The sequence below is a fragment of the Microbulbifer rhizosphaerae genome (genome assembly GCF_014191725.1).
Lineage (GTDB): Bacteria > Pseudomonadota > Gammaproteobacteria > Pseudomonadales > Cellvibrionaceae > Microbulbifer > Microbulbifer rhizosphaerae.
This window is the reverse complement of sequence record NZ_JACHWZ010000012.1, coordinates 129,036-155,868: the sequence shown is the minus strand read 5'-3', so window position 1 is coordinate 155,868 and position 26,833 is coordinate 129,036. Positions and strand designations below refer to the sequence as shown.

At 62.6% G+C, this 26,833-nt stretch carries 23 protein-coding genes; 18 read left to right on the top strand and 5 right to left on the bottom strand.

Translation table 11 applies throughout. The features are described 5' to 3' along the window. Window positions 1-134: 134 nt before the first annotated feature. Window positions 135-1,745 carry a BCCT family transporter gene (locus FHS09_RS13845; RefSeq protein WP_183460876.1) on the top strand — a complete coding sequence of 537 codons (1,611 nt, stop codon included), beginning with the start codon at window positions 135-137 and terminating at the stop codon, window positions 1,743-1,745. A gap of 16 nt (window positions 1,746-1,761) precedes the next feature. Then, window positions 1,762-2,961 (top strand): formaldehyde dehydrogenase, glutathione-independent, encoded by a 1,200-nt coding sequence (gene fdhA / locus FHS09_RS13840; RefSeq protein ID WP_183460874.1) that lies wholly within the window; start codon window positions 1,762-1,764, stop codon window positions 2,959-2,961. A gap of 267 nt (window positions 2,962-3,228) precedes the next feature. On the opposite strand, the gene FHS09_RS13835 is transcribed toward fdhA, so the two are convergent. Further along, window positions 3,229-4,317 carry a substrate-binding domain-containing protein gene (locus tag FHS09_RS13835; protein ID WP_183460872.1) on the bottom strand — a complete coding sequence of 363 codons (1,089 nt, stop codon included), beginning with the start codon at window positions 4,315-4,317 and terminating at the stop codon, window positions 3,229-3,231. 82 nt (window positions 4,318-4,399) lie between these two features. Here FHS09_RS13835 and FHS09_RS13830 point away from each other — a divergent pair, with 82 nt between their 5' ends. The 7 genes from FHS09_RS13830 to FHS09_RS13800 all read left to right on the top strand — a co-directional run bounded on the left by FHS09_RS13830 (window position 4,400) and on the right by FHS09_RS13800 (window position 13,049). Then, complete coding sequence (locus FHS09_RS13830) at window positions 4,400-4,936, top strand: formate dehydrogenase subunit gamma (protein WP_183460870.1); 537 nt, start codon at window positions 4,400-4,402, stop codon at window positions 4,934-4,936. Next, on the top strand, window positions 4,930-6,528 hold the full coding sequence (locus FHS09_RS13825; RefSeq protein ID WP_183460932.1) for an NADH-ubiquinone oxidoreductase-F iron-sulfur binding region domain-containing protein: 1,599 nt from the start codon (window positions 4,930-4,932) through the stop codon (window positions 6,526-6,528). The genes FHS09_RS13830 and FHS09_RS13825 overlap by 7 nt, the downstream gene beginning before the upstream one ends. A 2-nt stretch (window positions 6,529-6,530) precedes the next feature. Beyond that, entirely contained in the window at window positions 6,531-9,407 is a 2,877-nt protein-coding gene (gene fdhF, locus FHS09_RS13820) for a formate dehydrogenase subunit alpha (protein WP_183460868.1), read from the top strand. A 7-nt stretch (window positions 9,408-9,414) separates the two neighbouring features. Beyond that, on the top strand, window positions 9,415-10,278 hold the full coding sequence (gene fdhD, locus FHS09_RS13815; protein ID WP_183460866.1) for a formate dehydrogenase accessory sulfurtransferase FdhD: 864 nt from the start codon (window positions 9,415-9,417) through the stop codon (window positions 10,276-10,278). Further along, window positions 10,275-10,493, top strand: a complete 219-nt coding sequence (locus FHS09_RS13810) for a formate dehydrogenase subunit delta (RefSeq protein WP_183460864.1) — start codon at window positions 10,275-10,277, stop codon at window positions 10,491-10,493. The genes fdhD and FHS09_RS13810 overlap by 4 nt, the downstream gene beginning before the upstream one ends. Before the next feature lie 175 nt (window positions 10,494-10,668). Further along, complete coding sequence (locus FHS09_RS13805) at window positions 10,669-12,162, top strand: SulP family inorganic anion transporter (RefSeq protein WP_183460862.1); 1,494 nt, start codon at window positions 10,669-10,671, stop codon at window positions 12,160-12,162. Further along, window positions 12,162-13,049, top strand: a complete 888-nt coding sequence (locus tag FHS09_RS13800; RefSeq protein WP_183460860.1) for a universal stress protein — start codon at window positions 12,162-12,164, stop codon at window positions 13,047-13,049. Before FHS09_RS13805 ends, FHS09_RS13800 begins: the two co-directional genes overlap by 1 nt. A gap of 192 nt (window positions 13,050-13,241) precedes the next feature. On the opposite strand, the gene FHS09_RS13795 is transcribed toward FHS09_RS13800, so the two are convergent. From FHS09_RS13795 to FHS09_RS13785, 3 genes are all read right to left on the bottom strand, one after another. Then, window positions 13,242-14,411 (bottom strand): hypothetical protein, encoded by a 1,170-nt coding sequence (locus tag FHS09_RS13795; protein WP_183460858.1) that lies wholly within the window; start codon window positions 14,409-14,411, stop codon window positions 13,242-13,244. Then, entirely contained in the window at window positions 14,411-14,983 is a 573-nt protein-coding gene (locus tag FHS09_RS13790; protein WP_183460856.1) for a tRNA-(ms[2]io[6]A)-hydroxylase, read from the bottom strand. The genes FHS09_RS13795 and FHS09_RS13790 overlap by 1 nt, the downstream gene beginning before the upstream one ends. A gap of 134 nt (window positions 14,984-15,117) precedes the next feature. After that, window positions 15,118-15,555 carry an acyl-CoA thioesterase gene (locus tag FHS09_RS13785; protein WP_183460854.1) on the bottom strand — a complete coding sequence of 146 codons (438 nt, stop codon included), beginning with the start codon at window positions 15,553-15,555 and terminating at the stop codon, window positions 15,118-15,120. 291 nt (window positions 15,556-15,846) lie between these two features. Here FHS09_RS13785 and fabV point away from each other — a divergent pair, with 291 nt between their 5' ends. From fabV to FHS09_RS13745, 8 genes are all read left to right on the top strand, one after another. After that, the gene (gene fabV, locus FHS09_RS13780) at window positions 15,847-17,025 is read left to right on the top strand and encodes an enoyl-ACP reductase FabV (protein ID WP_183460852.1); all 1,179 of its coding nucleotides are present in this window, start codon (window positions 15,847-15,849) and stop codon (window positions 17,023-17,025) included. A gap of 123 nt (window positions 17,026-17,148) precedes the next feature. Then, window positions 17,149-18,192, top strand: coding sequence for an NADP(H)-dependent aldo-keto reductase (locus FHS09_RS13775; RefSeq protein ID WP_183460850.1), 1,044 nt, complete (start codon window positions 17,149-17,151; stop codon window positions 18,190-18,192). A gap of 82 nt (window positions 18,193-18,274) precedes the next feature. Continuing rightward, entirely contained in the window at window positions 18,275-18,508 is a 234-nt protein-coding gene (locus tag FHS09_RS13770) for a DUF2789 domain-containing protein (RefSeq protein WP_183460848.1), read from the top strand. 134 nt (window positions 18,509-18,642) lie between these two features. Next, window positions 18,643-19,605: an LpxL/LpxP family Kdo(2)-lipid IV(A) lauroyl/palmitoleoyl acyltransferase gene (lpxL, locus tag FHS09_RS13765; protein ID WP_183460846.1), complete on the top strand. Its 963-nt coding sequence runs from the start codon at window positions 18,643-18,645 to the stop codon at window positions 19,603-19,605. A 91-nt stretch (window positions 19,606-19,696) separates the two neighbouring features. Beyond that, window positions 19,697-20,572 carry a 4-hydroxy-tetrahydrodipicolinate synthase gene (dapA, locus tag FHS09_RS13760; RefSeq protein WP_183460843.1) on the top strand — a complete coding sequence of 292 codons (876 nt, stop codon included), beginning with the start codon at window positions 19,697-19,699 and terminating at the stop codon, window positions 20,570-20,572. Between the two features lie 40 nt (window positions 20,573-20,612). Next, the gene (gene bamC / locus FHS09_RS13755) at window positions 20,613-21,788 is read left to right on the top strand and encodes an outer membrane protein assembly factor BamC (RefSeq protein WP_183460841.1); all 1,176 of its coding nucleotides are present in this window, start codon (window positions 20,613-20,615) and stop codon (window positions 21,786-21,788) included. Then, window positions 21,788-22,555 carry an MBL fold metallo-hydrolase gene (locus FHS09_RS13750; protein ID WP_183460839.1) on the top strand — a complete coding sequence of 256 codons (768 nt, stop codon included), beginning with the start codon at window positions 21,788-21,790 and terminating at the stop codon, window positions 22,553-22,555. The genes bamC and FHS09_RS13750 overlap by 1 nt, the downstream gene beginning before the upstream one ends. A gap of 107 nt (window positions 22,556-22,662) precedes the next feature. Further along, window positions 22,663-23,487 carry a sulfite exporter TauE/SafE family protein gene (locus tag FHS09_RS13745; protein ID WP_183460837.1) on the top strand — a complete coding sequence of 275 codons (825 nt, stop codon included), beginning with the start codon at window positions 22,663-22,665 and terminating at the stop codon, window positions 23,485-23,487. Between the two features lie 220 nt (window positions 23,488-23,707). Here the strand turns inward: FHS09_RS13745 and FHS09_RS13740 are convergent, their stop codons facing one another. Further along, window positions 23,708-25,492, bottom strand: coding sequence for a peptide MFS transporter (locus tag FHS09_RS13740; protein WP_183460835.1), 1,785 nt, complete (start codon window positions 25,490-25,492; stop codon window positions 23,708-23,710). Window positions 25,493-25,681: 189 nt separating this feature from the next. On the opposite strand from FHS09_RS13740, the gene FHS09_RS13735 reads away from it, so the two are divergent. Beyond that, complete coding sequence (locus FHS09_RS13735; protein WP_183460833.1) at window positions 25,682-26,824, top strand: tetratricopeptide repeat protein; 1,143 nt, start codon at window positions 25,682-25,684, stop codon at window positions 26,822-26,824. The last annotated feature ends 9 nt before the right edge of the window (window positions 26,825-26,833 follow it).

The following is a 26,833-nucleotide window of genomic DNA, read 5'->3' as shown; positions in this document are numbered from 1 at the left end:
ATGAAACGCAAGTATCGGAGTTCGGTCCCGGCAGTCGAAAAACAAGAACCTCGAGGACTGAGCGGGGAACCCCGAAATTAGCACCGGCATCAATCCAAGTATTCGATAAGCCGAGTGAGCTGGAGACAAAAATAATGAATGACACTCCTCCACTGACAGCCTGTGCCGACCAAGCTTACGACGACGTGGAGCATGAAATCGGGGAGCAAAATATCCAGGTCGCCGGATTCGACATGCACACCCCCGTCTTCGGCATCAGTGCCCTGTTGATTCTGGTATTCGTCGCCGTCACCCTCATGTTTCCCGAGGCGGCCAACGCCCGGCTCGTCGGAATCCGGGACTGGGCCATCGACCACTTCGACTGGCTGTTTATGGTCGGCGCCAACCTATTTGTCCTGTTCTGCTTCGCCCTTATCCTGCTGCCCGTCGGCCGCATCCGCATCGGCGGCCCGGATGCCAAGCCCGACTTCTCACGTCCGTCCTGGTTTGCCATGCTGTTCGCAGCCGGTATGGGCATCGGCCTGATGTTCTGGAGCGTTGCGGAGCCGGTGGCCTATTTCACGGGCTGGTCCGGCACCCCGCTGAACGTCGCCATCCACACGCCAGAAGGGAAATCCCTGGCACTGGGCGCCACCATGTTGCACTGGGGGCTGCACCCCTGGGCCATGTATGGTGTGGTCGGTTTGGCACTGGCCTTTTTTGCCTACAACAAAGGCCTGCCTCTCACCATTCGCGCCGTCTTTTATCCCTTGCTCGGCAATCGCATCTGGGGACCCATCGGCCACGTGATCGACACCCTCGCCGCCCTCGCGACCATCTTCGGCCTGGCTACCTCGCTCGGCCTGGGCGCGCAGCAGGCGGCCAGTGGTTTGGGTTACCTGAGCGGAATCGAAAATAACACCACCACTCAAATGGTCCTTATCGCCCTGATTACCGGCGTGGCAATCTTATCCGTGGTGCGCGGGCTCGACGGCGGTGTGAAGGTGCTGAGCAACCTCAACATGGTGCTCGCCCTGGCACTGCTGGTGTTCGTTACTCTGGCGGGCTCGACCTCCGGATTCTTCGCCAACCTCTTCGACCTGTTCGGCTCCTACGCACGGAACATCCTACAGCTCAGCAGCTGGACCCACCGCGAGGACGAAACCTGGTTTCACGGGTGGACCATTTTTTATTGGGCCTGGTGGATTTCCTGGTCGCCTTTTGTCGGCATGTTCATTGCCCGCGTGTCGCGCGGCCGCACGGTGCGCGAATTCCTGACCGCCGTGCTGGTCATCCCCACCCTGGTCTGCGGCATCTGGGTAGCCGCCTTCGGCGGCACTGCGTTGGACCAGGTACAGGCCAATGTCGGCGAACTCGCCAACGGCGTCAGCGACGTCTCGCTCAGTATGTTCCAGATGCTCGCCAACCTGCCGATGGCGCCACTGCTCTCCGCCGGCGCCATCTGCCTGGTGTTGCTGTTTTTCGTGACGTCCTCGGATTCCGGCTCGCTGGTGATCGCCGGCATCACCGCCGGGGGTAAGGAAGATACCCCCGTTGCCCAGCGGGTTTTCTGGGCCACATTGGTGGGGCTGATCGCCGCCGCACTGCTGTACGGCGGCGGCAAACAGGCCTTGAGCGCCCTGCAGGCCGGCGCCGTCACTGCCGGACTGCCGTTCACCATTGTTCTCATTTCGATGTGCCTCAGCCTCTACAAAGGCCTGAGTCTCGATTCCCGTGCGCCCCATTCCCACCGCACTGCCCACTAAACAGGAGATCCCGACTATGAACATTCAGCAATCCAATCGCGGTGTCGTCTACCAGGGACCCGGCGAGGTCTCGGTGGAATCCATCGCCTTCCCCGAACTCGCCCTGGGCAAACGCCGCTGCGACCACGGCGTGATTCTGAAAGTGCTCACCACCAACATTTGCGGCTCTGACCAACACATGGTCCGAGGCCGTACCACCGCGCCCCAGGGGCTGGTGTTGGGTCATGAGATCACCGGCCAGATCATCGAATGTGGCCGCGATGTGGAGTTTCTCAAGGCCGGGGATATTGTTTCCGTGCCCTTCAACATCGCCTGCGGCCGCTGTCGCAGCTGCAAGGAGGGCAACACCGGTATCTGCCTCAACGTCAATCCCGCCCGGCCCGGCGCCGCCTACGGTTACGTGGACATGGGCGGATGGGTCGGCGGCCAGGCGGAATACGTGATGGTGCCCTACGCCGACTTCAACCTGCTGAAATTCCCGGACGCCGACCAGGCGAAGGAAAAAATTCGCGACCTGACGTTGCTCTCCGATATTTTCCCAACAGGTTTTCACGGTTGCGTGACTGCGGGGGTGGGGCCGGGTTCGACCGTCTACATCGCCGGCGCCGGCCCCGTCGGCCTGGCGGCGGCCGCGTCTGCGCAATTGCTGGGCGCGGCCTGCGTCATCGTCGGTGATATGATTCCGGAGCGCCTGCAACAGGCGCGCAGTTTCGGTTGCGAAACACTGGACCTGCGCGAGGACGGCGATCTGGCCGAGCGGATCGAGCAGATTCTCGGCGAGCCCGAGGTGGACGCCTTTGTCGACTGCGTGGGCTTTGAGGCGCGTTGCCACGGTTGCAACCACCACGAGGAACAGCCGGCAGTGGTGTTGAATTCGGCCATGCAACTGACCCGCGCCGGCGGACGGATCGGTATTCCCGGCCTGTATGTCACCGAAGATCCCGGCGCGCAGGAAGATGCGGCCAAAGTCGGTTCGCTGAATATGCGATTTGGCCTGGGGTGGGCGAAGTCCCACGCCTTCTTTACCGGCCAGTGTCCGGTGATGAAATATCACCGGCAGCTGATGCAGGCGATCCTGTTCGAAAAGGTGCAAATTGCCCAGGCGGTGAATGTGCAGATGATCAGCCTGGATCAGGCGCCGGAAGGCTATTTGGATTTCGACGGCGGGGCCGCGAAGAAGTTTGTGATCGACCCGCATGGATCGGTCGCGGCCTGATACCTGAACTCAGGGCTGAATGCCACTAAGTTAAGCCATAAGCTTGATGCGAAGGGCCTGATGCCGGGGGTTCTTTGCGGGACTGTGACTCGGGCCATCCATGGCCCTCGCCCTTCGGGCGCCTTCGGCGTCCAAAACGGCAGTCCTGCCGTTTTGTCTGCGAGAGGGACCTCGCGGACAAGCCTACAGGGACGTATTCACGGCGTGTCCCGCAAAGAACCCCCGGTAGCAGGCCCGCCCCAAAACCTTAACTTAGCGCCATTCAACTCAGGGCTGGCTCGCCAGCAGTTCCTGCAGCGTAACGATCTCCCCACACTGGTCCGGCGCATAGCCTGGCTGGTCGTGGATGGCCTTGATGAAATCGGGCGCGCGCATCAGTCCCAGCAACTGGTTGATGGTGTTCTGGTGCAGCCGGTCCTCGTGGCAGATCAGCAGGTAGTGCTCGCTGGCCTGCTCAATAAAATCCAGATCGAACTGGCGCGCGGCCGCTTCGACGCCGAAGCCGAGGTCGGCCATGCCGGCCGCGACGTAGGCGGCGACTGCCGTATGGGTGTACTCCTCCTGCTCCGCGGTGCGAATGTCTGCCGGGTCCAGCCCGGCCTCGCGCAGCAGCATAGTGAGCAGCAAGTGGGTGCCGGAATCCCGGTTCCGGTTGATGAACAGCAACTCTTGCTTAGCGTGGGGCCGGGCGAGGTCCTTCAGGCCCTCGATGCCTTTGGGGTTGCCGCGCGGGATGATCAACCCCTGTTTGCGCGTGACGAAGCGGATCACCTTCAGATCGCCTGCCTGCAGGTCGTCCTGGTAGTAGCGCAGCGTCTGCTCGGCGAGGGCGGGTGAGGTGGGCAGGTGGAAGCTGGCCAGATCGCAGTCGCCGCGGTTCAGGGCGGCCAGTGCCTCGCGGGTGTTGCAGTACTGGAGTTTCAGTTCCAGCCGCTCCGGATAGCGGGGCAGCAAGGCGACGGCGTAGCCATGGCTGGCGTGCAGCCGCAGCACCGGATGGGCGCCTTCCAACAGTTGCTGCAATTGGATATTCAGTTCCGACGCCATACTGTCTATTTGCGGCCCGAGCCGGGCCTTGATGCGTTGTTCGGACCACAATAACACCTCGCCCAGGGGCGTCAGCTCCGTGCCCTGGCCCTTGTGCTTGCGCACCAGCGGCAGGCCGAAAAAGTCGCTGCCGCGGTTGATCAGGTTCCAGGCGTGGCGATAGGAAATACCGGCCTCGCGCGCGGCCAGGGTGAGCCGGCCGGTGTCGCGGATGCCCTTGAGCAGGTTGAATAGGACGGGTTCGAACAGCGCATCCGTTTCCGTCCGGAACCCCCAACTGGGGGTGATGCTGAGCTTCTTCTTATGCATGGCGTTTCATATTTGTAGTCGCGCTGTGGCGTGATACTTTCGGATTCAAGCGTAAAAACCTTCGTGTCAGATAAGAACAATTATGCATATATCAGCGCAAGATTCATCCGTCGGGACGGACCTTCCCCTGGACTGGATTCAAGCCGAGGTCGCGGCGCTCAAGGTCAAGCCGGGCCCGCTGCTGCCCATCCTGCACAGCATCCGTGACCGTCTGGGGTACATCCCCGAGGAAGCGGTGCCGATCATCGCCGAAGGGCTGCAAATCACCCGCGCCGAAGTCCATGGTGTCATCAGCTTCTATCACGACTTCAACACCGCGCCCATCGGTCGGCACCGGCTGCAGATCTGCCGGGCCGAGGCCTGCCAGGCGCGCGGCTGCCGCTCTCTGGAGACGCACGCCAAGGCAAAACTGGGTATCGACTACCATCAGACCACGGCGGATGGCGAGTTCACGCTGGAGCCGGTTTATTGCCTGGGCAATTGCGCCACCGGCCCCTCGGTGCGGCTGGATAACGACATCCATGGCCGGGTGACGGCCAAACGGCTGGACGCACTGCTCGGCCAGGCCGCCACCGTTCCGCTGACCCTTCAACCGCTGGCGGAGGAGCCCGAATCGTGACCCGAATTTACGTTCCCCGCGACACCACCGCGTTATCGCTCGGCGCAGACGAAGTGGCCGCCAAGCTTGAACAGGGCTGCGCCGAGCGCAACCTTGGCGTCGAGCTCGTCCGCAATGGTTCCCGCGGCCTCTTCTGGCTCGAACCGCTGCTCGAAGTCGAGACCGACCAGGGCCGCATTGCCTACGGCCCGGTCGCGCCCGAAGATATCCCGGCCCTGCTCGACGAAGGCCTGCTCAATGGCCGACCCGGCCACCCGCTGTATCGGGGCCCGACCGAAGAGATTCCCTACCTCAAGAAACAGCAGCGCCTCACCTTCGCGCGCGCCGGCATCACCGACCCGGTCTCGCTCGACGACTATATCCGCCACGGCGGCTACGTCGGTCTGCGCAAGGCGCTCGCCAAAATCGCCCAGGAAATCGTCGACGAAGTGAAAACCTCCGGCCTGCGCGGCCGGGGCGGGGCGGCCTTCCCGGCCGGTATCAAATGGCAGACGGTGCTCGATGCCGACGCGCGCACGCCGAACAGCCCCTATTCCAAACGCAAATTCATTGTTTGCAACGCCGACGAAGGCGACTCCGGCACCTTTGCCGACCGCCTGGTGATGGAAGCCGATCCTTTTATGCTGATCGAAGGCATGACCATCGCCGGCCTCGCCGTCGGCGCGGACACCGGCTTCATCTATCTGCGCTCCGAATACCCGGTCGCCCATCAAATTTTGAACGAGGCCATCGCCAGGGCCGAGGAAGTCGGCTACCTGGGCGACAACGTATTAAACAGCGGCAAGGCTTTCCATCTGGAAGTTCGCCTCGGCGCCGGCGCCTACATCTGCGGCGAGGAAACCTCCCTGCTCGACAGCCTGGAGGGCAAGCGCGGCCAGGTGCGCGTCAAACCGCCGCTGCCCGCGTTGAAAGGCGCCTTCGGTCAGCCGACGGTGGTCAACAACGTGCTTACGCTCGCCGCCGTGCCCTTTATCCTCGCCGAAGGCGGCCAAGCCTACGCCGATTACGGTATGGGGCGTTCACGCGGCACCCTGCCGTTCCAGTTGACCGGCAACATTGAACGCGGTGGCGTGGTGGAACTGGCGTTCGGCATTACCCTGCGCGAACTGCTGGAGGACTTCGGCGGCGGCACCGCCTCCGGCCGGCCCATGCGCGCCGTCCAGGTCGGCGGCCCGCTCGGCGCCTATATGCCGGAAAGCCAGTGGGATACCCCGCTCGATTACGAAGCCTTCAGCGAGGTGGGCGCCGTGGTGGGCCACGGCGGTATTGTCGTCTTCGACGACACCGTCGACATGCTCGACCAGGCCCGCTTTGCCATGGAATTCTGCGCGATCGAATCCTGCGGCAAATGCACCCCCTGTCGCATCGGCTCCACGCGCGGTGTGGAAGTGATCGACCGCATTCGCGCGAATGAGCAGCGCGACGATAACCTGATTCTGCTGCGCGACCTGTGCGACACCCTGGAAGACGGCTCTCTCTGCGCCATGGGCGGCATGACGCCGAACCCGGTGCGCAGCGCCTTGCAATACTTCCCGGACGACTTTTATCGCGACCCCACCACCGCGTCCAATACGACGAGGGAGGAGGCCTGATCATGCTGCACATTTTTGACCCCAAAACACAGACCGACCGGGACCTGGGCACGCCGCCTCCGATTGAGAGCGGCCACACCGTGACCCTGACCATCGACGGCCAATCCGTCGAAGTGCCCGAGGGAACATCCGTTCTGCGTGCCGCCGCCATCGCCGGCATCCAGATCCCCAAGCTGTGCGCGACAGATAACCTGGACGCCTTCGGCTCCTGCCGCCTTTGCGCGGTCGAGATCGAAGGCCGCCGCGGTCTGCCCGCCTCCTGCACCACGCCGGTGGCCGAGGGCATGAGCGTCATTACCCAGAACGAACGCGTCGCCAAGCTGCGTCGCAATGTGATGGAGCTGTACATCTCCGACCACCCGCTGGACTGCCTGACCTGTTCCGCCAACGGCGATTGCGAACTGCAGGACATGGCCGGCGCCGTCGGCCTGCGCGAGGTGCGCTACGGCTACGAGGGCGAGAACCACCTCGACGCCGAAAAAGACACCAGCAACCCCTATTTCACCTTCGACGCCAGCAAATGCATCGTCTGCTCGCGCTGCGTGCGCGCCTGCGAAGAAGTGCAGGGCACCTTCGCGCTGACCATCGACGGCCGCGGCTTCGACTCCACCGTCGCCGCCGGCCAGGATGAAGACTTCATGGATTCCGAATGCGTCTCCTGCGGCGCCTGCGTCCAGGCCTGCCCGACCGCGACGCTGATGGAAAACTCCGTGATCGAACAGGGCCAGCCGGAACACTCGGTGGTGACCACTTGCGCCTACTGCGGCGTCGGCTGTTCGTTCAAGGCCGAGATGAAAGGCAACACCGTGGTGCGCATGGTCCCGTTCAAGGACGGCCACGCCAACCACGGCCACTCCTGCGTGAAGGGCCGCTTCGCCTTCGGCTACGCCACCCACCCGGACCGCCTGACCGCGCCGATGATCCGCAACCATATCGACGAGCCCTGGCGCGAAGTGAGCTGGGAGGAAGCGATTCAGTTCGCGGCCGAGCGCATCAAAGCGATTCAAGCCAAATACGGCAAGGACAGCGTCGGCGGTATCACCTCCTCGCGCTGTACCAACGAAGAAGCCTACTTGGTGCAAAAACTGGTGCGCACCGCCTTCGGCAACAACAACACCGACACCTGTGCCCGCGTCTGCCACTCCCCGACCGGCTACGGCCTGAAACAGACCCTGGGCGAGAGCGCCGGCACCCAGACTTTTGATTCCGTGATGAAGGCGGACTGCATCGTCGTGATCGGCGCCAACCCCACCGACGCCCACCCGGTGTTCGGCTCGCAACTGCGCCGCCGCCTGCGCCAGGGCGCCAAACTGATCGTCGCCGACCCGCGCTATATAGACCTGATGAAAACCCCGCACGGCGGCGAGGCCCTGCACCTATCGCTGCGCCCGGGCACCAACGTCGCCCTGATCAACGCCCTGGCACACGTCATCATCACCGAAGGGCTGGAAGACCGCATGTTTATCGCCATGCGATGCGATAGCGGCGAATACGCCGCCTGGAACGCTTTCATCCGCGAAGAACGCCATTCTCCGGAAGCGACGGAAGCCATCACCGGCGTACCGGCCGACAAAGTGCGCGAGGCGGCCCGGATGTATGCCGAGGCCGGCAACGGTGCCATCTACTACGGCCTGGGCGTGACTGAACACAGCCAGGGTTCCACCATGGTGATGGGCATCGCCAACCTCGCGCTCGCCACCGGCAACATCGGCCGAGAAGGTGTGGGCGTGAACCCGCTGCGCGGCCAGAATAACGTCCAGGGTTCGTGCGACATGGGCAGCTTCCCGCACGAATTGCCGGGTTACCAGCACGTCTCCCAGGACGGCCCGCGCAAAGCCTTCGAAGACGCCTGGGGCGTAACCATCGACAACGAACCCGGCCTGCGCATCCCCAACATGTTCGACGCCGCCATCGACGGCAGCTTCAAGGGCCTGTACGTACAGGGCGAAGACATCGCCCAGTCCGACCCCAATACCCAGCATGTGGAACAGGCGCTCGGCTCGCTGGAATGCCTGATCGTGCAGGACCTCTTCCTGAACGAGACCGCCAAATACGCCCACGTACTGTTGCCCGGCTCCTCCTTCCTGGAGAAAGACGGCACCTTCACCAACGCCGAACGCCGCATCAACCGTGTGCGCAAAGTAATGCCGCCGCTCGCCGGCAAGGAAGACTGGCAGATCACCCAGGACCTCGCCAACGCCCTGGGCTACCGGATGGACTACAACCACCCGGAAGAGATCATGAACGAGATCGCCAGCCTCACGCCCAGTTTCCACAGCGTGACTTACCAGAAGCTGGACGAACTCGGCAGCATCCAATGGCCGTGTAACGAGGAGCACCCTAACGGCAGCCCCATCATGCACGAAGTGGACTTCCCGATCGGCAAAGGCAAATTCGTGCTCACCGATTACGTGCCCACAACGGAACGCACCAACCGCCGCTTCCCGCTGCTGCTGACCACCGGCCGCATCCTCAGCCAATACAACGTCGGCGCCCAGACAAGACGCACCGACAACCAACACTGGCACGGCCAGGACTGGCTGGAACTGCACCCACACGACGCCGAAGAACGCGGTATCAACGATGGCGACTGGGTCGGCCTAACCAGCCGCGCCGGCAACACCGTACTGCAAGCCAAAATCAGCACCCGCATGCAACCGGGCGTGGTGTACACCACCTTCCACCACCCGGTCAGCGGCGCCAACGTCATCACCACCGACAACTCCGACTGGGCCACCAACTGCCCGGAATACAAGGTCACGGCAGTGCAATGCGAGAAGGTCGCCCAGCCTTCGGCCTGGCAGGAACGCCATCGGAAACAGCACCGGAAACAATGGAGCCTGCTGCCCAAAAACGCGCCGGCAGAGCTGGTGGAGTGAGGTCATCATGGTCGCCGTCAACGCTGTGACGACACAGGCCGGCTGCCGGACCGCCAAGGTGCGGGTGCGTCAGCGCCGGGGACCGGACACCTGGTGGGAATGCATTCAGGATGACTGCCTGGCCGACGAGACTGCCATCGCACTGGTCTACAACGGCACCTCTCACGCCGTGATGATGGCCAGCCCGACCGACCTGGAAGACTTCGCCCTCGGTTTCAGCCTGAGCGAGGGCATCCTCACCCGCGCCGGGGAACTTTACGATCTGGAGATCGCCGATCACGGCGACCGCGGCATTGAACTGAAGCTGCACATCCACGGCGGTTGTATGGATGCGCTGAAACGCCAGCACCGCACCCTGGCCGGTCCCAGCGGTTGCGGACTGTGCGGCCGGACTTCGCTGACACAGGCGTTGCGGCCCCTGCCGGAGATTGCGCGCAAATCGCCGCCGACAGCGGAAGCCGTCCAGCAGGCGCTGCAGCGGCTTGGCGACCACCAACACCTGCAACGGCGCACCGGCGCCATCCATGCGGCCGCCTGGTGCAACCCCGAAGGCCAACTGCAATTACTGCGCGAAGATGTGGGGCGGCACAACGCATTGGATAAATTGATCGGGGCCCTGCACCGTCGGCAAGTGGACAGGGACAACGGCTTCGTCCTTGTTTCCAGCCGGGCCAGTTACGAACTCGTAGCAAAAATGGTCCGCTGCGACCTGGGCAGCCTCGTCGCCGTCAGCGGCGCCACGGCCGTAGCCGTCGACCGTGCCAATCACAGCGGCCTGAACCTGATCGGCTTCGCCCGGGACGGCCGCCAGGTCGTCTACCACTCTACCGATCACGAGCCATTCCAACGATACCCGGACTCCATCCCATGAGCAGCAAGCACTCCGAACAACTGGTGAAAATGATCAACCAGATAGCCGCCAACACCCCGGTGCAGGGCGGCGGTCCGGACGCGGCGGCGGAAGCTGTGGCGGCGCATGTGCGCAGGTTCTGGGCCAAGCCGATGAGAGCGGATATCAGAGCGTATTTGCAAGATGGCGGGGCGGGATTGACCGAGTTGGCGGTTGAGGCGATCAAGCGGCTTTGATCCAGCGGCTTTAAAACACCGCCCGTTCCGCCTGTTGTTCGCTGTTCAGTCGGAGCGCGTAGCGGTCGCTCAGAATGTCCGCCGTCCGCCTTCGGAGTACGCGGACAGCGGCAGTTTGTGGTAGAATCCGCGGCCTTTTTTGATCGATGTAATCCTGCCTGGTAGTCCCCTTCTTATGCTGTTCTCTTCCACAAAGGCCGACTGGTTCGGCAATATCCGCCGCGACGTGCTTGCCGGTATCGTCGTGGCCCTGGCTTTGATCCCCGAGGCCATCGCTTTCTCCATCATCGCCGGCGTGGACCCGCGGGTGGGCCTCTATGCTTCTTTTTGTATCGCGGTGGTGATCGCATTTGTGGGTGGACGTCCGGGGATGATCTCCGCCGCCACTGGTGCCATGGCCCTGCTGATGGTAACCCTGGTCAAGGAACACGGGTTGCAGTATCTGCTGGCGGCGACACTGCTTACCGGGGTGCTGCAGATAGTCGCCGGCTATTTAAAGCTGGGCAGCCTGATGAGCTTTGTCTCGAGGGCAGTGGTGACCGGCTTTGTCAACGCGCTGGCGGTACTGATCTTTTTGGCTCAGCTGCCAGAGTTGACCAATGTCACCTGGCATGTATACGCCGTGACCATGGCGGGCCTGGGTATCATCTACCTGTTTCCGTATGTTCCGGTCGTCGGCAAAATCGTGCCCTCGCCGCTGATATGCATCCTATTACTGACTGGGGTAGCGGTTTACCTGGGAATGGACATTCGCACCGTCGGGGATATGGGCGATCTGCCGGATACGCTACCGGTGTTCCTGTGGCCGGAAGTGCCGCTGAACCTGGAGACGTTGAAAATTATCTTCCCCTATTCCGCCGGGCTGGCGGTGGTGGGCCTGCTGGAATCCCTGATGACTGCGACCATCGTGGATGACCTCACCGATACCGGCAGCGACAAGAACCGGGAATGCAAAGGACAGGGGGTGGCCAATATCGCCTCGGGAATGTTGGGCGGTATGGCGGGCTGCGCGATGATCGGCCAGTCGGTGATCAACGTGAAGTCCGGCGGCCGCGGGCGACTCTCCACCCTGGTGGCGGGTGCCGCGCTGCTGGCCATGGTGGTGTTTATGAGCGATTGGGTGGCTCTGATTCCCATGGCGGCGTTAGTGGCGGTGATGATTATGGTGTCCATCGGTACCTTCAACTGGGATTCCATCCGCAACCTCAAGCGCCACCCGCTGTCCACCAACCTGGTGATGCTGGCCACGGTGATTGTGGTGGTGTGGACCCACAACCTGGCCTACGGTGTATTTGTGGGTGTGCTGCTGGCGTCGCTGTTCTTTGCCAACAAAGTGAGCCACTTTATGTATGTGGCCACCGAGCTGGACGAGGCTGGGAGCCGCCGTACCTATCGGGTAGTGGGCCAGGTATTCTTCAACTCCGCCGACAAGTTTGTCGCCGCGTTTGATTTCAAAGAGGTGGTGGACAGGGTGGTGATCGACCTGAGCCGTGCGCATTTCTGGGATATCTCCGCGGTCTACGCCCTGGACAAGGCGGTGGTGAAGTTCCGCCGCGAGGGCGCGCAGGTGGAATTGGTGGGATTGAACGAGGCCAGCGAGACCATCGTCGACCGCTTCGGCGTACACGACAAGCCCGAAGAAATCGAACGTGTTCTGGGAGGACACTGATGACCGAGTTGAACAACAACAATAATAACCACCACAAGCAACCGCTGGTGCTGTCGTGTATCGATGGCTCCCACTACACCAGAGCCGTATGCGACTACGCCGCCTGGATCTCGGTGAACACCGGCGCACCGCTGAAATTGCTGCACAATATCGAGCGCGGCAATGTGCCGGCGGTGGCGGATCTCACCGGCAGTATCGGTCTCGGCAGCCAGGAAGAGCTTCTGGAGGAACTGACCACCCTGGAGCAGCAGCGCTCGCGCCTGATGGTGCAGCAGGGCAAGCTGGTGCTGCAGGCCGCGCGGGAGCGCGCGGAGCAGGCGGGTGTGCGGGAGGTGATCACCTGCCAGCGCCACGACAGCCTGGGCGAGACCCTGGTGGAGCTGGAGGATTGCATCCGCGTACTGGTGGTCGGCATTCGCGGCCAGGAACACGGCGAATCCCAACAGGGCCTGGGCGCGCACCTGGAGACCGTGGTGCGCGCACTGCACAAGCCCATCCTGGTGGTCAACCAGGAGTTCCGCGCACCGCGCCGGATTTTGCTGGCCTACGACGGCAGCGCGGCGGCGCGCAAGGCGCTGGCCATGGTGGCGGAGAGCCCGCTGTTTCGCGATATCCCCTGCCACCTGGTGTATGTGGGGCAGGAGGAAACCGCGGAGAACCTGCTGGCGGAAGCCAGTGCCCAACTGGACGGTGCCGGCTTGGCGGTGACCGCGAACCGCCTGGAGGGCAGGACCGTGGAAGCGCTCACAGCCTACCAAAAGGAGCACGAAACCGATCTCACGGTGATGGGCGCCTTCAGTCACAACCGCCTGCGCGATCTGTTGCTGGGCAGTATTACCGCACAAATGCTTTTGAATACCCGCCAGCCGCTGTTGCTGTTGCGTTAAATAGTAGCAGTTGCACAATTCTGTAGGATGGGCACGCTGCGCTTTGCCCATCCTACGAAACTACGCAAATCCTTCGCAAATCGTAACTGCTCACCCGTAAGGAGCCCGCATTGAATTACGGGAACCTTGTAGGAGCCTGCTTGCAGGCGAACGGCTACGGAGTTCCGTTCCTGTTCGCCTGCAAGCAGGCTCCTACAAAGTGGTTTGCGCGAGCAATTCGCGCAATGGCCGCGGCGGGTGCCACCGGCGCTGCATCAGGTGAATAAAACGCAGTGTGCGGAAGGCGTCGAACCAGTGGTGAAATGCGGTCTCTCTGGCGATGCCCTGTAATTTTTGCTGCCGGCAGTGATTGGTAAATTGTTGCCAGCCCAGCTCTTCCAGCGCCTCCCGCCAGCGGGGGTTTTGACAGACCTGCCCGCCATCCTCCAGGGCTTCGTTTAGGAAATCGCGCAATTCCCCGAATACCTGGGGCGCATACCAAGTGGGCTCTTCACCCGACTCCAGTTGCCCGGCAATTTTGGCCGTGGCCGGGCCGGTGCCGAAGGGCACCCGGTCGGACAGCCGCGCGGCAATGCGAACGGGTGCGCGGCCGGTAAGTTCCGCCACCGGTGCCAGCTTGCCCAGTTTATTCAGCAGGTAGAAATCCTCCCCGGCGGCCTTTTTCGGGAATCCCCGCGCGGCGCAGTAGTGATGGACACTGATCGCCAGGATGCTGCCGATGGTGTGAAAGGCCCAGGGGGAGCCGGCCCGGCGCAGGTTTTCCACATAGTAGTGCAGCGCCTGTTCGTAGAGTTGCAGCGCCTGGTGCGTCGGGCTGTGGCCGCTATCGTGGGCGAAGGGGTAGAGGGCGGCGCTGGTGGTTTGCGCATCCGGAAGTCCCTCGAAGTAGTCGTCGGGCAGCCGCGTGTCCGCATCCGTGGAGTGTATCCAGGGGCTGGAGAGAAAACCCAGTTGATGCAATTGCGCTGCGATATCGCAGCCGATCCTGCGCGCCAGGCCCACGCCCTGTTTGCGCGGAATGTGCAGCGTCTCCCGCCAGCGCTCCACCAGTAGAAGGCCGCCGTTTTCTCCCCAGGGGCGGAGGCTCAGGTGTCTGTTCTGCCAGCCGGGCGGGGAGAGCTTATCTATCGCCTGTAGCAGTTCCCGGTTGCTGTTTGCGTTGCCGTCGCTGTCCGGTTGGTTGATCACCAGTATCAGCAGCAGTTTTTTTGCCGGGAATTGTTCGAGCAACCGCTGCAGAAAATCCGGCGACTCCCGGTAACAGGGAATAACCAGTGCGTGCCGGTAGCGGCTGTCGGGCCAGGTGTCCAGCAGGCGGATTTCCGGCTCCGCGTATTTTTGCAGATACTTTCCCGCGGACATCAATGCAGCGCGGCGCGATGGGGCAGGGCGGCGGCGATGGCCGCTTCCGCATCCAGCAACTGGCCGAGACGGGCTTCCACCGTTTCTCGCGGGAAATATTCCAGGGCCAGCTCCACAAACAACTCGTGGTGGCGGGCCTCGCTTTCGGTGATCACCTGGTAGAAGGTTTTGAGCGTGCCCTGCGGCAGCGCTTCGGCCACCAATCCGAAGCGCTCACAGCCGCGGGCCTCGATAATGCCGGCGGTGAGCAGGCGGTCGAGCAGGTACGCTTCGCTGCCGCGGCGGATCAGTTTGCGGATGGCGTTGATGTAGGGATCTTTCTCGTCCGGAGCCTGATAGACGCCGCGCTCGTGCATCAGTTTGATCACCTGGCGGAAGTGGTTCATCTCCTCCAGCGCCAGGTTCACCATGGCCTCCACCAGTACCGGTTTGTCCGGGTAGTGGGAGAACATGGACACCGCCATGCCGGAGGCCTTTTTCTCTGCGGCGGCGTGGTCCTGGAGGAAGTGGTCGAAGTCGGCCAGTACCGGCTCCGTCCAGGATTTTGGGGTGGTGAATCTCAGGTCGAACATGGCGGCGGTATCAATCGCAAATGCGCGATTATACCGCCGGTTTGGCCCCTCTCCCCAACCCTCTCCCCCGAAGGGGGAGAGGGAGTTGAATGCTCCCCTCTCCCGCTTGCGGGACAGGGGCCGGGGAGAGGGCTCTAACTGGCCAGTCGCTGCTCCCTCCGCTCTTTCTCTTCCTGCTCCCGCTGGGAGTCCTCCCTGGCTTCATCCAGGGTCATACCCGCCTTCTTGTGCGGAGTGGGTTTGCCCTCCGCGTCCAGAGCGACAAACACGATGCGCTCCACCTGTATGATCAGCTCTCGGGTCTGCTTGTTGCGCACCTCGCAGTGCACGGTCAGTGAGGTGCGGCCTATATCCACCACCTCGAAACCGAATTCCACCACGTCGCCGCAAAACGCCGAACTGACGAAGTCGATCTCCGACATCAACTTGGTTACCACCATGGGGGTGCCCATCTGGCAGCCGGCGAAAATGGCCGCCTCCTCGTCTATCCACGCCAGAAGCTGACCGCCGAACAGCCGTTGCGCCGGGTTGAGATCTCCGGGTTTCACAAAGTGACGTGAGTAGTATTTCATGCCTACCTCTCTGTCTTGCTATGGGTTAAGAATAGGCCGCGCTCCGCTGCGGCCCCAGTATCGAAGGTGCACTAAGTGTGCCAAATACAGTAGTAGAGAGCTGCCTCGTCATACAAATGGCGCCAATAGCAAACCATTGGGACTATCGGGGCGCTTTAGCCGGGGAGGGGGATATTCTGGACAGCGATTTGCGCGCCTTGTGACGCCGGCTATGGGACTGGCCGGTTTATGCCTATAGAATGCCCAGCCAATGACTGTAGGTTCCCAAAATCAAGGGGGAGAATTCCAGGCATGATTATCCAGCCGAAAGTACGCGGTTTTATCTGCACCAACGCCCACCCGCAGGGCTGCGCCGCCAACGTGCGCGAGCAAATCAACCACATCAAGTCCCAGCCGGCCATCGAGAACGGCCCCAAGAAGGTATTGGTGGTGGGCGCCTCCACCGGCTACGGCCTGGCCTCGCGCATCACCGCCGCCTTCGGCTGTGGCGCCGACACCTTGGGGGTCTTCTTCGAGAAGCCGCCCACGGACAAGCGCACCGCCTCCGCCGGCTATTACAACGCCGCGGCCTTCGAGGAGGAGGCGCACAACGCGGGCCTCTATGCCAAAAGTATCAACGGCGATGCCTTTTCCGATGAGATCAAGGCCAAGGCCATCGAGATGATCAAGGCGGACATGGGCAAAGTCGACCTGGTGGTCTACAGCCTGGCCTCGCCGCGACGCAAGGACCCGAAGACCGGCGAGCTGTACAGCTCGGTGCTGAAGCCGATCGGCGAGGGCTACACCGCCAAGAATCTGAATACCGACAAGCTGGAGATCTCCGATATCACCGTGGAGCCCGCCAGTGAGGAGGAGATAGCCGCCACCGTGAAAGTGATGGGCGGCGAGGACTGGGAACTGTGGATGGACGCCCTCGACGAGGCCGGCGTGCTGGCGGACGACTGCAAGACCGTCGCCTACACCTATATCGGCGAAAAGCTCACCTGGCCCATCTACGGCCACGCCACCATCGGCAAGGCCAAGGAAGATCTGGATCGCGCTGCCAGAGCCATCAGTGAGAGCGACAAGGCGGAAGCCCATGTGGCGGTGCTCAAGGCGCTGGTAACCCAGTCCAGTTCCGCCATCCCGGTGATGCCGCTGTATATCTCCCTGGTCTACAAGGTGATGAAGGAGGAGGGCACCCACGAGGGTTGTATCGAACAGCTCTACCGCCTCTATACCGAGGGCCTCTATACCGATAGCCCACGCCTGGATGACGCCAACCGCTTGCGCATGGACGAGAAGGAGCTGCGCCCGGAAACCCAGGCCAAGATTGAGAAACTGTGGCCGGAGGTGACCGAGGACAATCTGTTCGAACTCAGCGACTATAAAGGCTACCAGGCGGATTTCCTCAAGCTGTTCGGTTTCGGCATCGACGGTGTTGATTACGATGCTGATGTCAGCCCGATGGTAGAGGCGGATTTCGAGTAACCCTGGGACCGCGGAGCTCCAGCTCCGCAAGCGGGCCGCATACTCTGCTGTGCAGGAGCGGCCGGACCGCTCCTACAACTCCCTTCCCTAATCTCTGCATAATCATCCAGTAGGAGTTTCTCCATGGAATACCGCCAACTGGGCACCACCGACCTCAAAGTCAGCCAGATCTGCCTGGGCACCATGACCTGGGGCGAGCAGAACAGCGAAGCCGAGGCCTTCGAGCAGTTGGACTACGCCCTCGATCGGGGCGTGAATTTTATCGACTGCGCGGAGATGTACCCGGTACCGCCGCGCCCGGAGACCTACGGACGCACCGAGGAGATTACCGGCAACTGGCTGGCGGCGCGGGGCGATCGGGACCAGGTGGTTCTGGCCACCAAAGTCACCGGTCGCGGCGACGCCAACTCCGGTGTGGCGCATATCCGCGGCGGTCCGCGACTGGAGCGGGCGCAGATCCTCAAGGGCTGCGACGATTCCCTGCGGCGCCTGCGCACCGACTATATCGACCTCTACCAAGTGCACTGGCCCGAGCGGCACGCGAATTTCTTCGGTCGCCTGGACTACAAGCACGACCTCGATGACGGGGTATCCATTGCCGAGACCCTGGGTGCGCTGGAGGAACTGGTGCGCGTCGGCAAGGTGCGTCATATCGGCGTATCCAACGAGACTCCTTGGGGGATGCACCGATATCTGCGTCTGGCCGCGCACGGCAACAGGCCGCGCATCGCCTCCATCCAGAACCCCTACAACCTGCTCAACCGCAGCTTCGAAGTGGGCTGCGCGGAAATGGCGATTCGCGAGCAGTGCGGTCTGCTGGCCTACTCGCCGCTGGCCTTCGGTGCCCTGTCCGGCAAATACCTGGGCGGGCGCAAACCCGCCGGCGCGCGCCTGACCCTGTTCGAGCGCTTCCAGCGCTACACGGGCCCGCGGGCGGTGTCGGCCACTGAAGCCTACGTCGGCCTGGCGCGGGAGTTCGGCCTGGACCCGGCGCAGATGGCCCTGGCCTTCGTCAACCGGCAGCCGTTCGTCACTTCGAACATTATCGGCGCGACGACGATGGAGCAGCTGCGGGCGAATATCGATAGTGTGGGGGTGACAATTGACGAAGAACTCCTGGCGGGGATAGAAGCGGTGCACAGCGATAGTCCCAATCCAGCGCCGTAAACCTTTTCCCTTCCGCCGGGGGATAGCCGCCCCCGGCGCTTTCCTATACTGTTGCAAGGTATTGCGACCGCGGGGAGCGATCATGGAAACCACCGGCCACCACACCGTCAACGACCTCTTCGCCCAACTGGGCCTCCCGTCCGATGATGACGCTGTCGAAGGTTTTCTTGAGCGCCACCACCTGAGCGGTGAAGAGCATCTGTCCGAGGCGCCATTCTGGTCTGACGGGCAGCGCGAGTTCCTGGAGCAGGCGATCCTGGACGATTCCGACTGGTGCGAGGCGGTGGACGAACTGGACACCCTGCTGCGCCATTGAACCAACAGTAGGTGCGCCGTGCGCACCAATAGGCCCCGACAGTGCGCACGGCGCACTCTACCCCTCGCCACCTCCCTCCCGCCATCGCTATAATGCGCCGCTTTCGACCGCCACGCGGCAGACAACGACACCCGATGGAAAAACCCCACTTTCGCGCAGCGCTGCTGCATCCGCGCTACTGGCCGACCTGGCTGCTCTTCGCCTTCTGGTACCTGGTCGCGCAGCTACCCTACCGCTGGCAACTGGCCCTGGGCCGCGGCCTGGGCCGGCTGATGCTGCGCCTTGCCAGCCGCCGCCGCACTATTGCCGAGCGCAACCTGGCGCTGTGCTTCCCGGAGCTTTCTGAGGAAGAGCGCGCCGAGCTGTTGCTGCGCAACTTCGACTCCAACGGTATCGCGCTGATGGAAACCGGCATGGCCTGGTTCCGCTCCAGCCAGTGGCTGCGCAAGCGTTTCACCATCGAGGGCCTGGAACACCTGCGGCAACCCCAGGAACGGGGGCAGGGGGTGGTGCTGATGGCGATGCACTTCACCACCCTGGAGATAGGCGCCGCCTTTATGGCCATGTGCCACAAAGTCGACGGCATGTACCGCCCGCACAAGAACCCCGTGTACGACTATATGCAGCGCAAGGGACGCGAGCGCCACGGGGAGGATTCCGAGGTCTACCAGCGCAAGGATGTGCGCGGCATGCTGCGCGCGCTGAAGAGGGGGCGCTCGGTATGGTATGCGCCGGACCAGGACTACGGCATCAGCCACGGGGTCTTCGCCCCCCTGTTCGGCCAGCCCGCGGCCACGGTTACCGCCACTTCGCGTTTTGCCCGCCTGGGGCGAGCGCAGGTGGTACCCTACATGGTGACCCGGCTGGAGGGCGGCGCAGGCTACCGTGTGGTGGTCTATCCCCCGATAAAGGAAATTCCCTCCGGCGACGAACTGCGGGATGCCGTGCTGGTCAATCAGTTTATCGAGGCGCGCCTGCGGGAGAATCCATCCCAGTACATGTGGGTGCACCGCCGTTTCAAGACACGCCCGGAAGGTGCTCCGGACGTCTACGGCGAGGCCCGCAAGCGCAAGCGGCGGCGCAAGAAGCGCAGATAGCCAGCAACTGGTCTGGCATCCGCCCTGCGCGCTCAGTAACATACCGGTTTCGTTTTTCGGCGGCTCAACCGGTGAAAGGTAAGGAGTTAGGATGTTTTCCGGCAGTATGGTGGCCCTGGCTACCCCTATGTACGCAGACGGCAGCCTGGACTGGGACAGTCTGCACAATCTGGTGGAGTGGCATATAGAGCAGGGCACCCGCGCCCTGGTCGCGGTGGGCACCACCGGTGAATCCGCCACTCTCGACGTCAACGAACACCTGGAGGTGATCCGCCGCGTGGTGGATCAGGTGGCCGGGCGCGTACCGGTGATTGCCGGCACCGGCGCCAACTCCACCCAGGAGGCCATCGAACTCACCGAGACCGCCTCCAAATGCGGCGCCGACGCCTGTCTGCTGGTCACTCCCTACTACAACAAGCCTACCCAGGAGGGCCTGTACCAACACTACAAGGCCATCGCCAAGGCCGTGGCCATTCCGCAGATACTCTACAATGTGCCCGGGCGCACCGCGGTGGATATGCTGCCGGAGACGGTGCGGCGCCTGGCGGCGATCGGCAATATCGTCGGCATCAAGGAGGCCACCGGCGACCTGGATCGCGCGCGCGAGCTGCTGGAAATCCTGCCGCGGGATTTCGCCGTCTATTCCGGTGACGACGCCACGGCGTTGGAGTTGATGCTCGCCGGTGGCCACGGCGATATCAGCGTGACCGCCAATGTGGCACCGGCGGCGGTGGCGCAGATGTGCGAGGCGGCACTCGGTGGCGACTCCGGCACAGCGCGTGCTATCGACGAACGCATCCGCATACTGCACAAAGTGCTGTTTGTGGAGTCCAACCCGATACCGGTGAAGTGGGCGCTGCGGGAGATGGGGCGCGTGGATGGCGGTATCCGCCTGCCACTGACCTCTCTTTCCCCCGAGCATCACGCCACAGTGCGTGAGGCGTTGCGTAGCGCCGGAATATTGTAAAAAACGCGCCGCCCAAGATTCGAAAGTAAAGGTATCGATAATGACAAGATTCACTGCTGGAACCGCACTCGGGATCGCCAGCCTCGCGCTGGTGGGTTGCGGAATGTTTGGCGGCGACGACGGCTATTTCCGCGACCGCGGCGATGACTACCAGATGGCCAACAGCCTGCCGCCGCTGCAGCTGCCGCCCGGGGTCACCGCCAAGTACCAGGAAGAGCTGTACGAGATTCCCCAGGTCGGCGGCGGTGAACTGGAGCGCGGCGAGTTCGAAGTGCCGCGCCCACAGCCTCTTTCCACCAATGTGGGCATGGACCGGGTGAAGATCCAGAAGCTGGGCAATCGCCGCTGGGTGCTGGTCTCCCAGCCGCCGGATGAAGTATGGCCACAGCTTCATTACTTCCTGCGCAGCTCCGGGCTGCAGTTGGCCATGTCCGACGCCAGTTCCGGGCTTATGGAAACCGTCTGGCTGACTTTTGGCGAAAGTCCCGACACCAAAGACAAGTACCAGTTACGGGTGGAGTCCGGCGTGCAGCCGGATACCACGGAGGTTCATGTGCGCCACCTGTCGGTACCTGTCGACACGCCGGTGGGCGGCCAGGTCAACTGGCCGGAGCGGTCCACCAGCCCGGAGCGCGAAGGATGGATGATTGACGAGATGTCCACCTCACTGGCCGCTGAGTCCACCGGCGCGACTGCGTCGCTGGTGGCGCAGGCGATCGGCGGCGGCTCGGTCAAGGTGCAACTGGTGGAGCCGGCGGGCAAAGAACCCTATATTGCCATGGACCTGGCCATGGACCGCGCCCGGGCCACCGTGGCCCACGCGATCAATGTCGGTGCCTATCGGCTGCACCAGGAAGATGCGGACATCGGCCTCTTCTATGTCACTTACGACGAAGACCGCGAGCTCTCCGAAGAGGATGACGACCGTTGGTTTTCCTGGAGATTGGGCAAGGACGAGGACAAGCTGGCAAAGGCCGCGGATAAAGTGACCTTGCAACAGCTGTTGGCCAATATCGATCCCTCTGCCGACCCGGCGCTGTTCAGCGGTATCGAGGGCCTGGGCGGCGCTGCGGACCAGAAGATTCCCGGCTACCTGGTGCTGGTACGCGGCACCGGGGAGGCGGTCCAGGTCCGCGTTCGCGACACCCGCGGGAAGCCCCTGCCCCGCAACCGGGCGACGCAACTGTTGATGGCTGTTCGTCAGAATCTCATTTAATGTTGCGCTTTGCCTCGCTGGGAAGCGGCAGCAAGGGCAACGGCACCCTGGTGGCCAGCGGCGGCCACTGCCTGTTGGTGGACTGTGGCTTTACCATCAGGGAGACCGAGCGGCGCATGGCGCGGCTCGGTGTGTCGCCGGCGGACCTGTCCGCGATACTGGTGACCCACGAGCACAGTGACCATCTCTCCGGTGTAGCGCCGTTGGCGCGCAAGTACGGACTGCCCGTCTACCTGACTCCCGGAACCCTTCGTGCGCGCGATATCGGCAAGCTGCCGCGGGTCCACTTGATCGAGGGCCACCAGCCGTTTGCGGTGGCGGATATCGATGTGACTCCGGTGGCTGTTCCCCACGATGCGCGGGAGGCGGCGCAGTTCGTATTCCGCAGCCGCGGCAGCAGCCTCGGCCTGCTCACCGACCTGGGTACTGTGACCCCCCATGTGGAGGCACATTTTGGCGATTGCGATGCCCTGGTACTCGAGGCCAACCACGATCCACAAATGCTCGCCCAAGGCCCGTATCCGCCGTCGCTGAAGCGGCGCGTGGGGGGTGCCTACGGCCATCTGAGCAACCAGCAGGCGGCCGGTTTTCTGCAGCGGGTCGGTGCCGGGCAGTTGCAGCACCTGGTGGTGGCGCATATCAGCGAGAAGAACAATACCGTCGAACGGGCCCGCGAAGCCCTCGCCGACGCTGCCGGGCAGGCGGCCAACTGTATTTTTGCCTGCCAGCAGCAGGGTTTTGACTGGCTCCATATCGACAAGGCCTGAAATAACTTTGTGGGAGCCTGCCCTGCAGTCGACTGCAACGATGCTATCGCCCCCTGTTTCGCCAGCGGGGCTGGCTCCCACGAAAAGTGTGTTGTAGGGAGGGGGGGATGGAAACACTGCTGATCTATCTGGTGCTCGGCGCCGCCGCCGGCACCATCGCCGGGCTTTTCGGCGTTGGCGGTGGCCTGATTATTGTCCCGGCACTGGTGCTGGTGTTCACCGCCCGGGGCCTGGCACCGGAAATCCTCACCCATATGGCGGTGGCTACCTCCCTGGCCACTATCGTTATCACTTCTCTCAGTTCCATCCGCGCGCACCATCTGAAAGGCGCCGTGGATTGGTCGGTTTTTCTCGCCATGACGCCGGGTATCCTGCTCGGTTCCTGGCTCGGCGGAGTGACCGCCCACTTGCTCCCGGGAGCCTGGTTGCAGCTGTTGATCGGCGTTTTTGCCCTGGTGATCGCTGTCAAGATGTGGCTCGATGGCCTGCGCCGCGCGCAACTGCCTACTGACGGCAGCCGCCTGCCCGGAGCCGTGGCACTGTCTGCCGGCGGCGGCATTATCGGCTGGGCCTCGGCGATTTTCGGAATTGGCGGGGGCTCGCTCACCGTGCCCTTCCTGTCCCACTGCCGGGTGCAGATGCAGCGCGCCGTGGCCACCTCCGCCGCCTGCGGCCTGCCCATTGCGGTGGCCGGGGCGATCAGCTTTGCGGTACAGGGATGGGGTGAGGGGCAACTGCCCGCGTGGAGCAGCGGCTATATCTATTGGCCGGCGTTTCTCGGCATAGTGCTTGCCAGCACGCCCTTCGCGCGGCTCGGCGCCAACCTGGCCCACCGGCTCTCGCCGCAGATGCTCAAGAACTGCTTTGCGGGCCTGCTGTGTGTGATCGGGTTGCGGTTTATCTGGCTGAATGCCGGGTTGTTATTTGCATAGGGGTGGACGAACACAGGGTTCGTCCCATGACCACCACACTCCAAGCCAAGCTCGTCATACCGGCGCAAGAACGTCATGCCGGACTTGATCAGGTACCGGTATCCAGCCCTGGGTTCCGGCTTGCGCCGGAACGACGGAAGCGCGTAGTAACGCGAGCTTTGTGTTCGCCCATTAAAAAGGCCGCTGTTTCCAGCGGCCTTTTCGTCTCGTCATATCCCTATTATCTGATCCCGCACATCCCTTTCTTGAGCAGCGGGGAGAGCACAATCATCAGTGCACCGGCACCCAGACCCCACCACATCAGATACTCGTACAGATTGGTGTAGGTGGACAGGGTGGAGGCCAGGTCGCCGGTGGCCTCCTGGTTCACCGCGGCCATCTTGCCAATACGGGTGGCGACGGTTTCCGACAGCGCGGTGGCCAGGAACCAGGTACCCATGCTCACACTGACCACCCGTCCGATGGACAGCTTGGTCACTGCGGACAGGCCCACCGGCGACAGGCACAGTTCGCCCATGGTGTGCAGGAGGTAGGCCAGGACCAGCCAGATCATCGCGACCTTGCCGGCCTCGGTGGGGAATTGCGCACCCAGCACCAGGGCACCGAAGCCAAGGCCTGCCTGGATAATACCCAGGCCGAACTTCACCGGCGTGCTGGGCTCCCAGTTGCGCTTGCCCAGCCATACCCACAAGGCGGCGAAGGGAATCGCCAGCAGCATGATAAAGCCGGCGTTCAGGGAGCCGAACATGGAGGCGCGGATCTCGCCGTCGCCCATGTTGCGGTCCAGCACGCGGTCGGCATACAGGGTCATGGAGCCGGCGGACTGTTCGAACAGCGCCCAGAATACGATGGTGGAGGTGATCAGCACCATCAGCACCACGGTGCGGGAGAACTCCTCGCTGTAGTGGCGGATAAATCCGTAGGCGATAAAGGCCACCAGGCCCAGCAGCATACCGCCGAGCCACATATCCACGTTGGTAAAGGCCCAGGTCAGGCCCAGAGCCGCGGTGGCCGCCGCCAAGCCGATGGCGATCATGTCCTTGCGCTTGTCGTCCTGGTGCAGCATGGCAAACAGGATCAGGCCGACGATGGCAACGATCAACAGGCTGTTCTGTGCCAAGTGCACCACCGGCTCGCTCTGTACCAGGAACCAGACGCCAGCTAGGGAGGCGATACCGCCCAGGTACACCGCCCACTCCTTGTTGATGGGGCCGACGGCCTTCTGCTTGAGCAGCTTCGGGTCGTGGGGTTCGGCGAGGCCATTGAGGAACTTCTGGCCCCAGAGGAAAGTGATCAGGCCCAGCACCATGCCGATACCAGCGAGACCGAAGCCATAGCCCCAACCGTAGGTTTCCCCCAGGTAGCCGCACAACAGGGTGGCAATAAAGGAACCGATATTGATGCCCATATAGAAGATGGTGAAACCGGCATCACGGCGCGGATCATTCTTGCTGTAGAGCTGCCCCACGATGGTGGAGATATTCGGCTTCAGGAAGCCCACGCCAACAGTAATGAGCGCCAGGGCCATAAAGAACACCTTGAGCGCCATCACGTCCTGAATTACCACGTCGTTGGCGAGGGTGGTGCCGGCGGCAATGACCGAACCGTCGTTCAGGGTAATCGCCTCGCTCAGTACTGTGCCCGCGGCGTAGGAAATTGCCTGGCTGCCTTCCACTGCCATCAACAGGTGACCCAGGCATAGTAGAATTCCGCCAAACACCACAGCCTTGCGCATACCCAGGTACCGGTCGGCGAGCAGGCCACCGATCAGCGGCAGAGCGTAGACCAGGCCGGCGTAGGCGCCCAGCACATCGTAGCCGGCGCTGTCAGTGAACAAATGGTATTTGGTGAGGTAGAGAAGGAGCAGATATTTCATTCCGTAGAAGGAGAAGCGCTCCCAGAGCTCGGTGGCAAAGCAGATATAGAGCCCTTTTGGGTGGCCCAGCAACTCGCCGGAGCCGGCAACAGTGGGTGCCGTGGTGGCATCCGCGACATTAGAAGACATAGAAGTTCCTCTGTCTGTAATAGTTATCGGGAACCTCTGGCACCCAGAGCTTCCGGTAAAAACCTGCGGAGTGTAACAGTAGGCTGTTATTTAGGCTAATGGTTGCAAGTGAAACGAGCGTGAGGGGTTTACAGACGACCCGGTTGGTGGTAAAGCTCGCAAGAAGCCTGCCGCCAGGGAACTATAACGATGAAAATCTCCCTTTCAGTGACCGGAATTTTCTTTGTGGTCGTATTTTTGGGTGCTTGTACCACTATGCCGCCGACAGCCACGGAGGTGGACACCGACCACCTGCTCAGTGGCGAGCCGCTGCTGGGCTACCGGGTGACGCCACAGCAACTGCCGGAGGTCGATATCCTCGGCCTAAGCGGCGAGATGCGTGAACTCCTCGACAGCATCGCCCCGGATGCCGGCTCTTCGCAGAGGCTGGCGGCCCTGCTGAAGGCCTTCGGTGGGCAGTTTCATGTGAAATACGACGCGGACAGCACCCTCACCGCCGCGGAGACCTTCCACGAGCAGCGCGGCAACTGCATGGCATTTACGGTAATGATGGTGGCCATGACGCGGGCCCTGGGGGCCGAGGCCTATTTCAACCAGGTGGAAGTGCCGCAGACCTGGGATTATGCGGACGCGGACACCTTCGTCGTTTACCGCCATATCAACATGGTCTCCAAATCCCCGCGCGGCCGCCGCGTGGTGGATTTCGATCTCGCAGCCTACGACCCGGTGTACGATCAGTTCCGCCTGTCCGACTCCGCCGCTTTCGCTCAGTTTTACAGCAACCGCGCGGTGGAGCTGCTGAAGGACGGGGACACCCGCGCCGCCTTCCTGCACATGCGCAAGGCGCTGGAACTGCAGCCGCAGGGCAGCGAGCTCTGGGCAAACCTCGGGGTGATCTACGGGCGTGCCGGATTTACCGCCGAGTCGGAGCAGAGCTACCTGCAAGCCATCCGCTTGAAACCGGCCAACCTGACCGCCATCAGCAACCTGGAACGCCTCTATCGCAACAGCGGCCGCCAGGCGCAGGCGGAACACTACGAACGCCAGGCCCGCTACTACCGCGAGCGCAATCCCTACTACCTCTATTTCCAGGCCCGCAATGCCTACGAACACGGCGAATTCGAGCTGGCGCACAAGCGGCTTCGCCGCGCGCTGTGGAAGTACAGCGACGATCACCGCTTTCACTTTCTGATGGGGCTGACCAATTACCGCCTGGGGGATATGAAGGAGTCGCACGAGCATTTTACCGAGGCGTTTTCCCTGGCGGAAAATCCGGGTACCAAGAACGCCTATATGCGCAAGTTGGAATATCTGCAGCAGGACCGGCAGTAGTGATTCGCC

What these genes read in the sequence shown, in the direction of transcription:
- FHS09_RS13785 (WP_183460854.1), bottom strand. Translation starts at nt 15,555, where the DNA reads ATGAAATACTACTCACGTCACTTTGTGAAACCCGGAGATCTCAACCCG.
- fdhF (WP_183460868.1), top strand. Translation starts at nt 6,531, where the DNA reads ATGCTGCACATTTTTGACCCCAAAACACAGACCGACCGGGACCTGGGC.
- FHS09_RS13775 (WP_183460850.1), top strand. Translation starts at nt 17,149, where the DNA reads ATGGAATACCGCCAACTGGGCACCACCGACCTCAAAGTCAGCCAGATC.
- lpxL (WP_183460846.1), top strand. Translation starts at nt 18,643, where the DNA reads ATGGAAAAACCCCACTTTCGCGCAGCGCTGCTGCATCCGCGCTACTGG.
- FHS09_RS13845 (WP_183460876.1), top strand. Translation starts at nt 135, where the DNA reads ATGAATGACACTCCTCCACTGACAGCCTGTGCCGACCAAGCTTACGAC.
- FHS09_RS13835 (WP_183460872.1), bottom strand. Translation starts at nt 4,317, where the DNA reads ATGCATAAGAAGAAGCTCAGCATCACCCCCAGTTGGGGGTTCCGGACG.
- FHS09_RS13750 (WP_183460839.1), top strand. Translation starts at nt 21,788, where the DNA reads ATGTTGCGCTTTGCCTCGCTGGGAAGCGGCAGCAAGGGCAACGGCACC.
- FHS09_RS13770 (WP_183460848.1), top strand. Translation starts at nt 18,275, where the DNA reads ATGGAAACCACCGGCCACCACACCGTCAACGACCTCTTCGCCCAACTG.
- FHS09_RS13735 (WP_183460833.1), top strand. Translation starts at nt 25,682, where the DNA reads ATGAAAATCTCCCTTTCAGTGACCGGAATTTTCTTTGTGGTCGTATTT.
- FHS09_RS13790 (WP_183460856.1), bottom strand. Translation starts at nt 14,983, where the DNA reads ATGTTCGACCTGAGATTCACCACCCCAAAATCCTGGACGGAGCCGGTA.
- FHS09_RS13740 (WP_183460835.1), bottom strand. Translation starts at nt 25,492, where the DNA reads ATGTCTTCTAATGTCGCGGATGCCACCACGGCACCCACTGTTGCCGGC.
- FHS09_RS13795 (WP_183460858.1), bottom strand. Translation starts at nt 14,411, where the DNA reads ATGTCCGCGGGAAAGTATCTGCAAAAATACGCGGAGCCGGAAATCCGC.
- FHS09_RS13810 (WP_183460864.1), top strand. Translation starts at nt 10,275, where the DNA reads ATGAGCAGCAAGCACTCCGAACAACTGGTGAAAATGATCAACCAGATA.
- FHS09_RS13805 (WP_183460862.1), top strand. Translation starts at nt 10,669, where the DNA reads ATGCTGTTCTCTTCCACAAAGGCCGACTGGTTCGGCAATATCCGCCGC.
- dapA (WP_183460843.1), top strand. Translation starts at nt 19,697, where the DNA reads ATGTTTTCCGGCAGTATGGTGGCCCTGGCTACCCCTATGTACGCAGAC.
- fdhD (WP_183460866.1), top strand. Translation starts at nt 9,415, where the DNA reads ATGGTCGCCGTCAACGCTGTGACGACACAGGCCGGCTGCCGGACCGCC.
- FHS09_RS13800 (WP_183460860.1), top strand. Translation starts at nt 12,162, where the DNA reads ATGACCGAGTTGAACAACAACAATAATAACCACCACAAGCAACCGCTG.
- FHS09_RS13745 (WP_183460837.1), top strand. Translation starts at nt 22,663, where the DNA reads ATGGAAACACTGCTGATCTATCTGGTGCTCGGCGCCGCCGCCGGCACC.
- fabV (WP_183460852.1), top strand. Translation starts at nt 15,847, where the DNA reads ATGATTATCCAGCCGAAAGTACGCGGTTTTATCTGCACCAACGCCCAC.
- bamC (WP_183460841.1), top strand. Translation starts at nt 20,613, where the DNA reads ATGACAAGATTCACTGCTGGAACCGCACTCGGGATCGCCAGCCTCGCG.
- FHS09_RS13830 (WP_183460870.1), top strand. Translation starts at nt 4,400, where the DNA reads ATGCATATATCAGCGCAAGATTCATCCGTCGGGACGGACCTTCCCCTG.
- fdhA (WP_183460874.1), top strand. Translation starts at nt 1,762, where the DNA reads ATGAACATTCAGCAATCCAATCGCGGTGTCGTCTACCAGGGACCCGGC.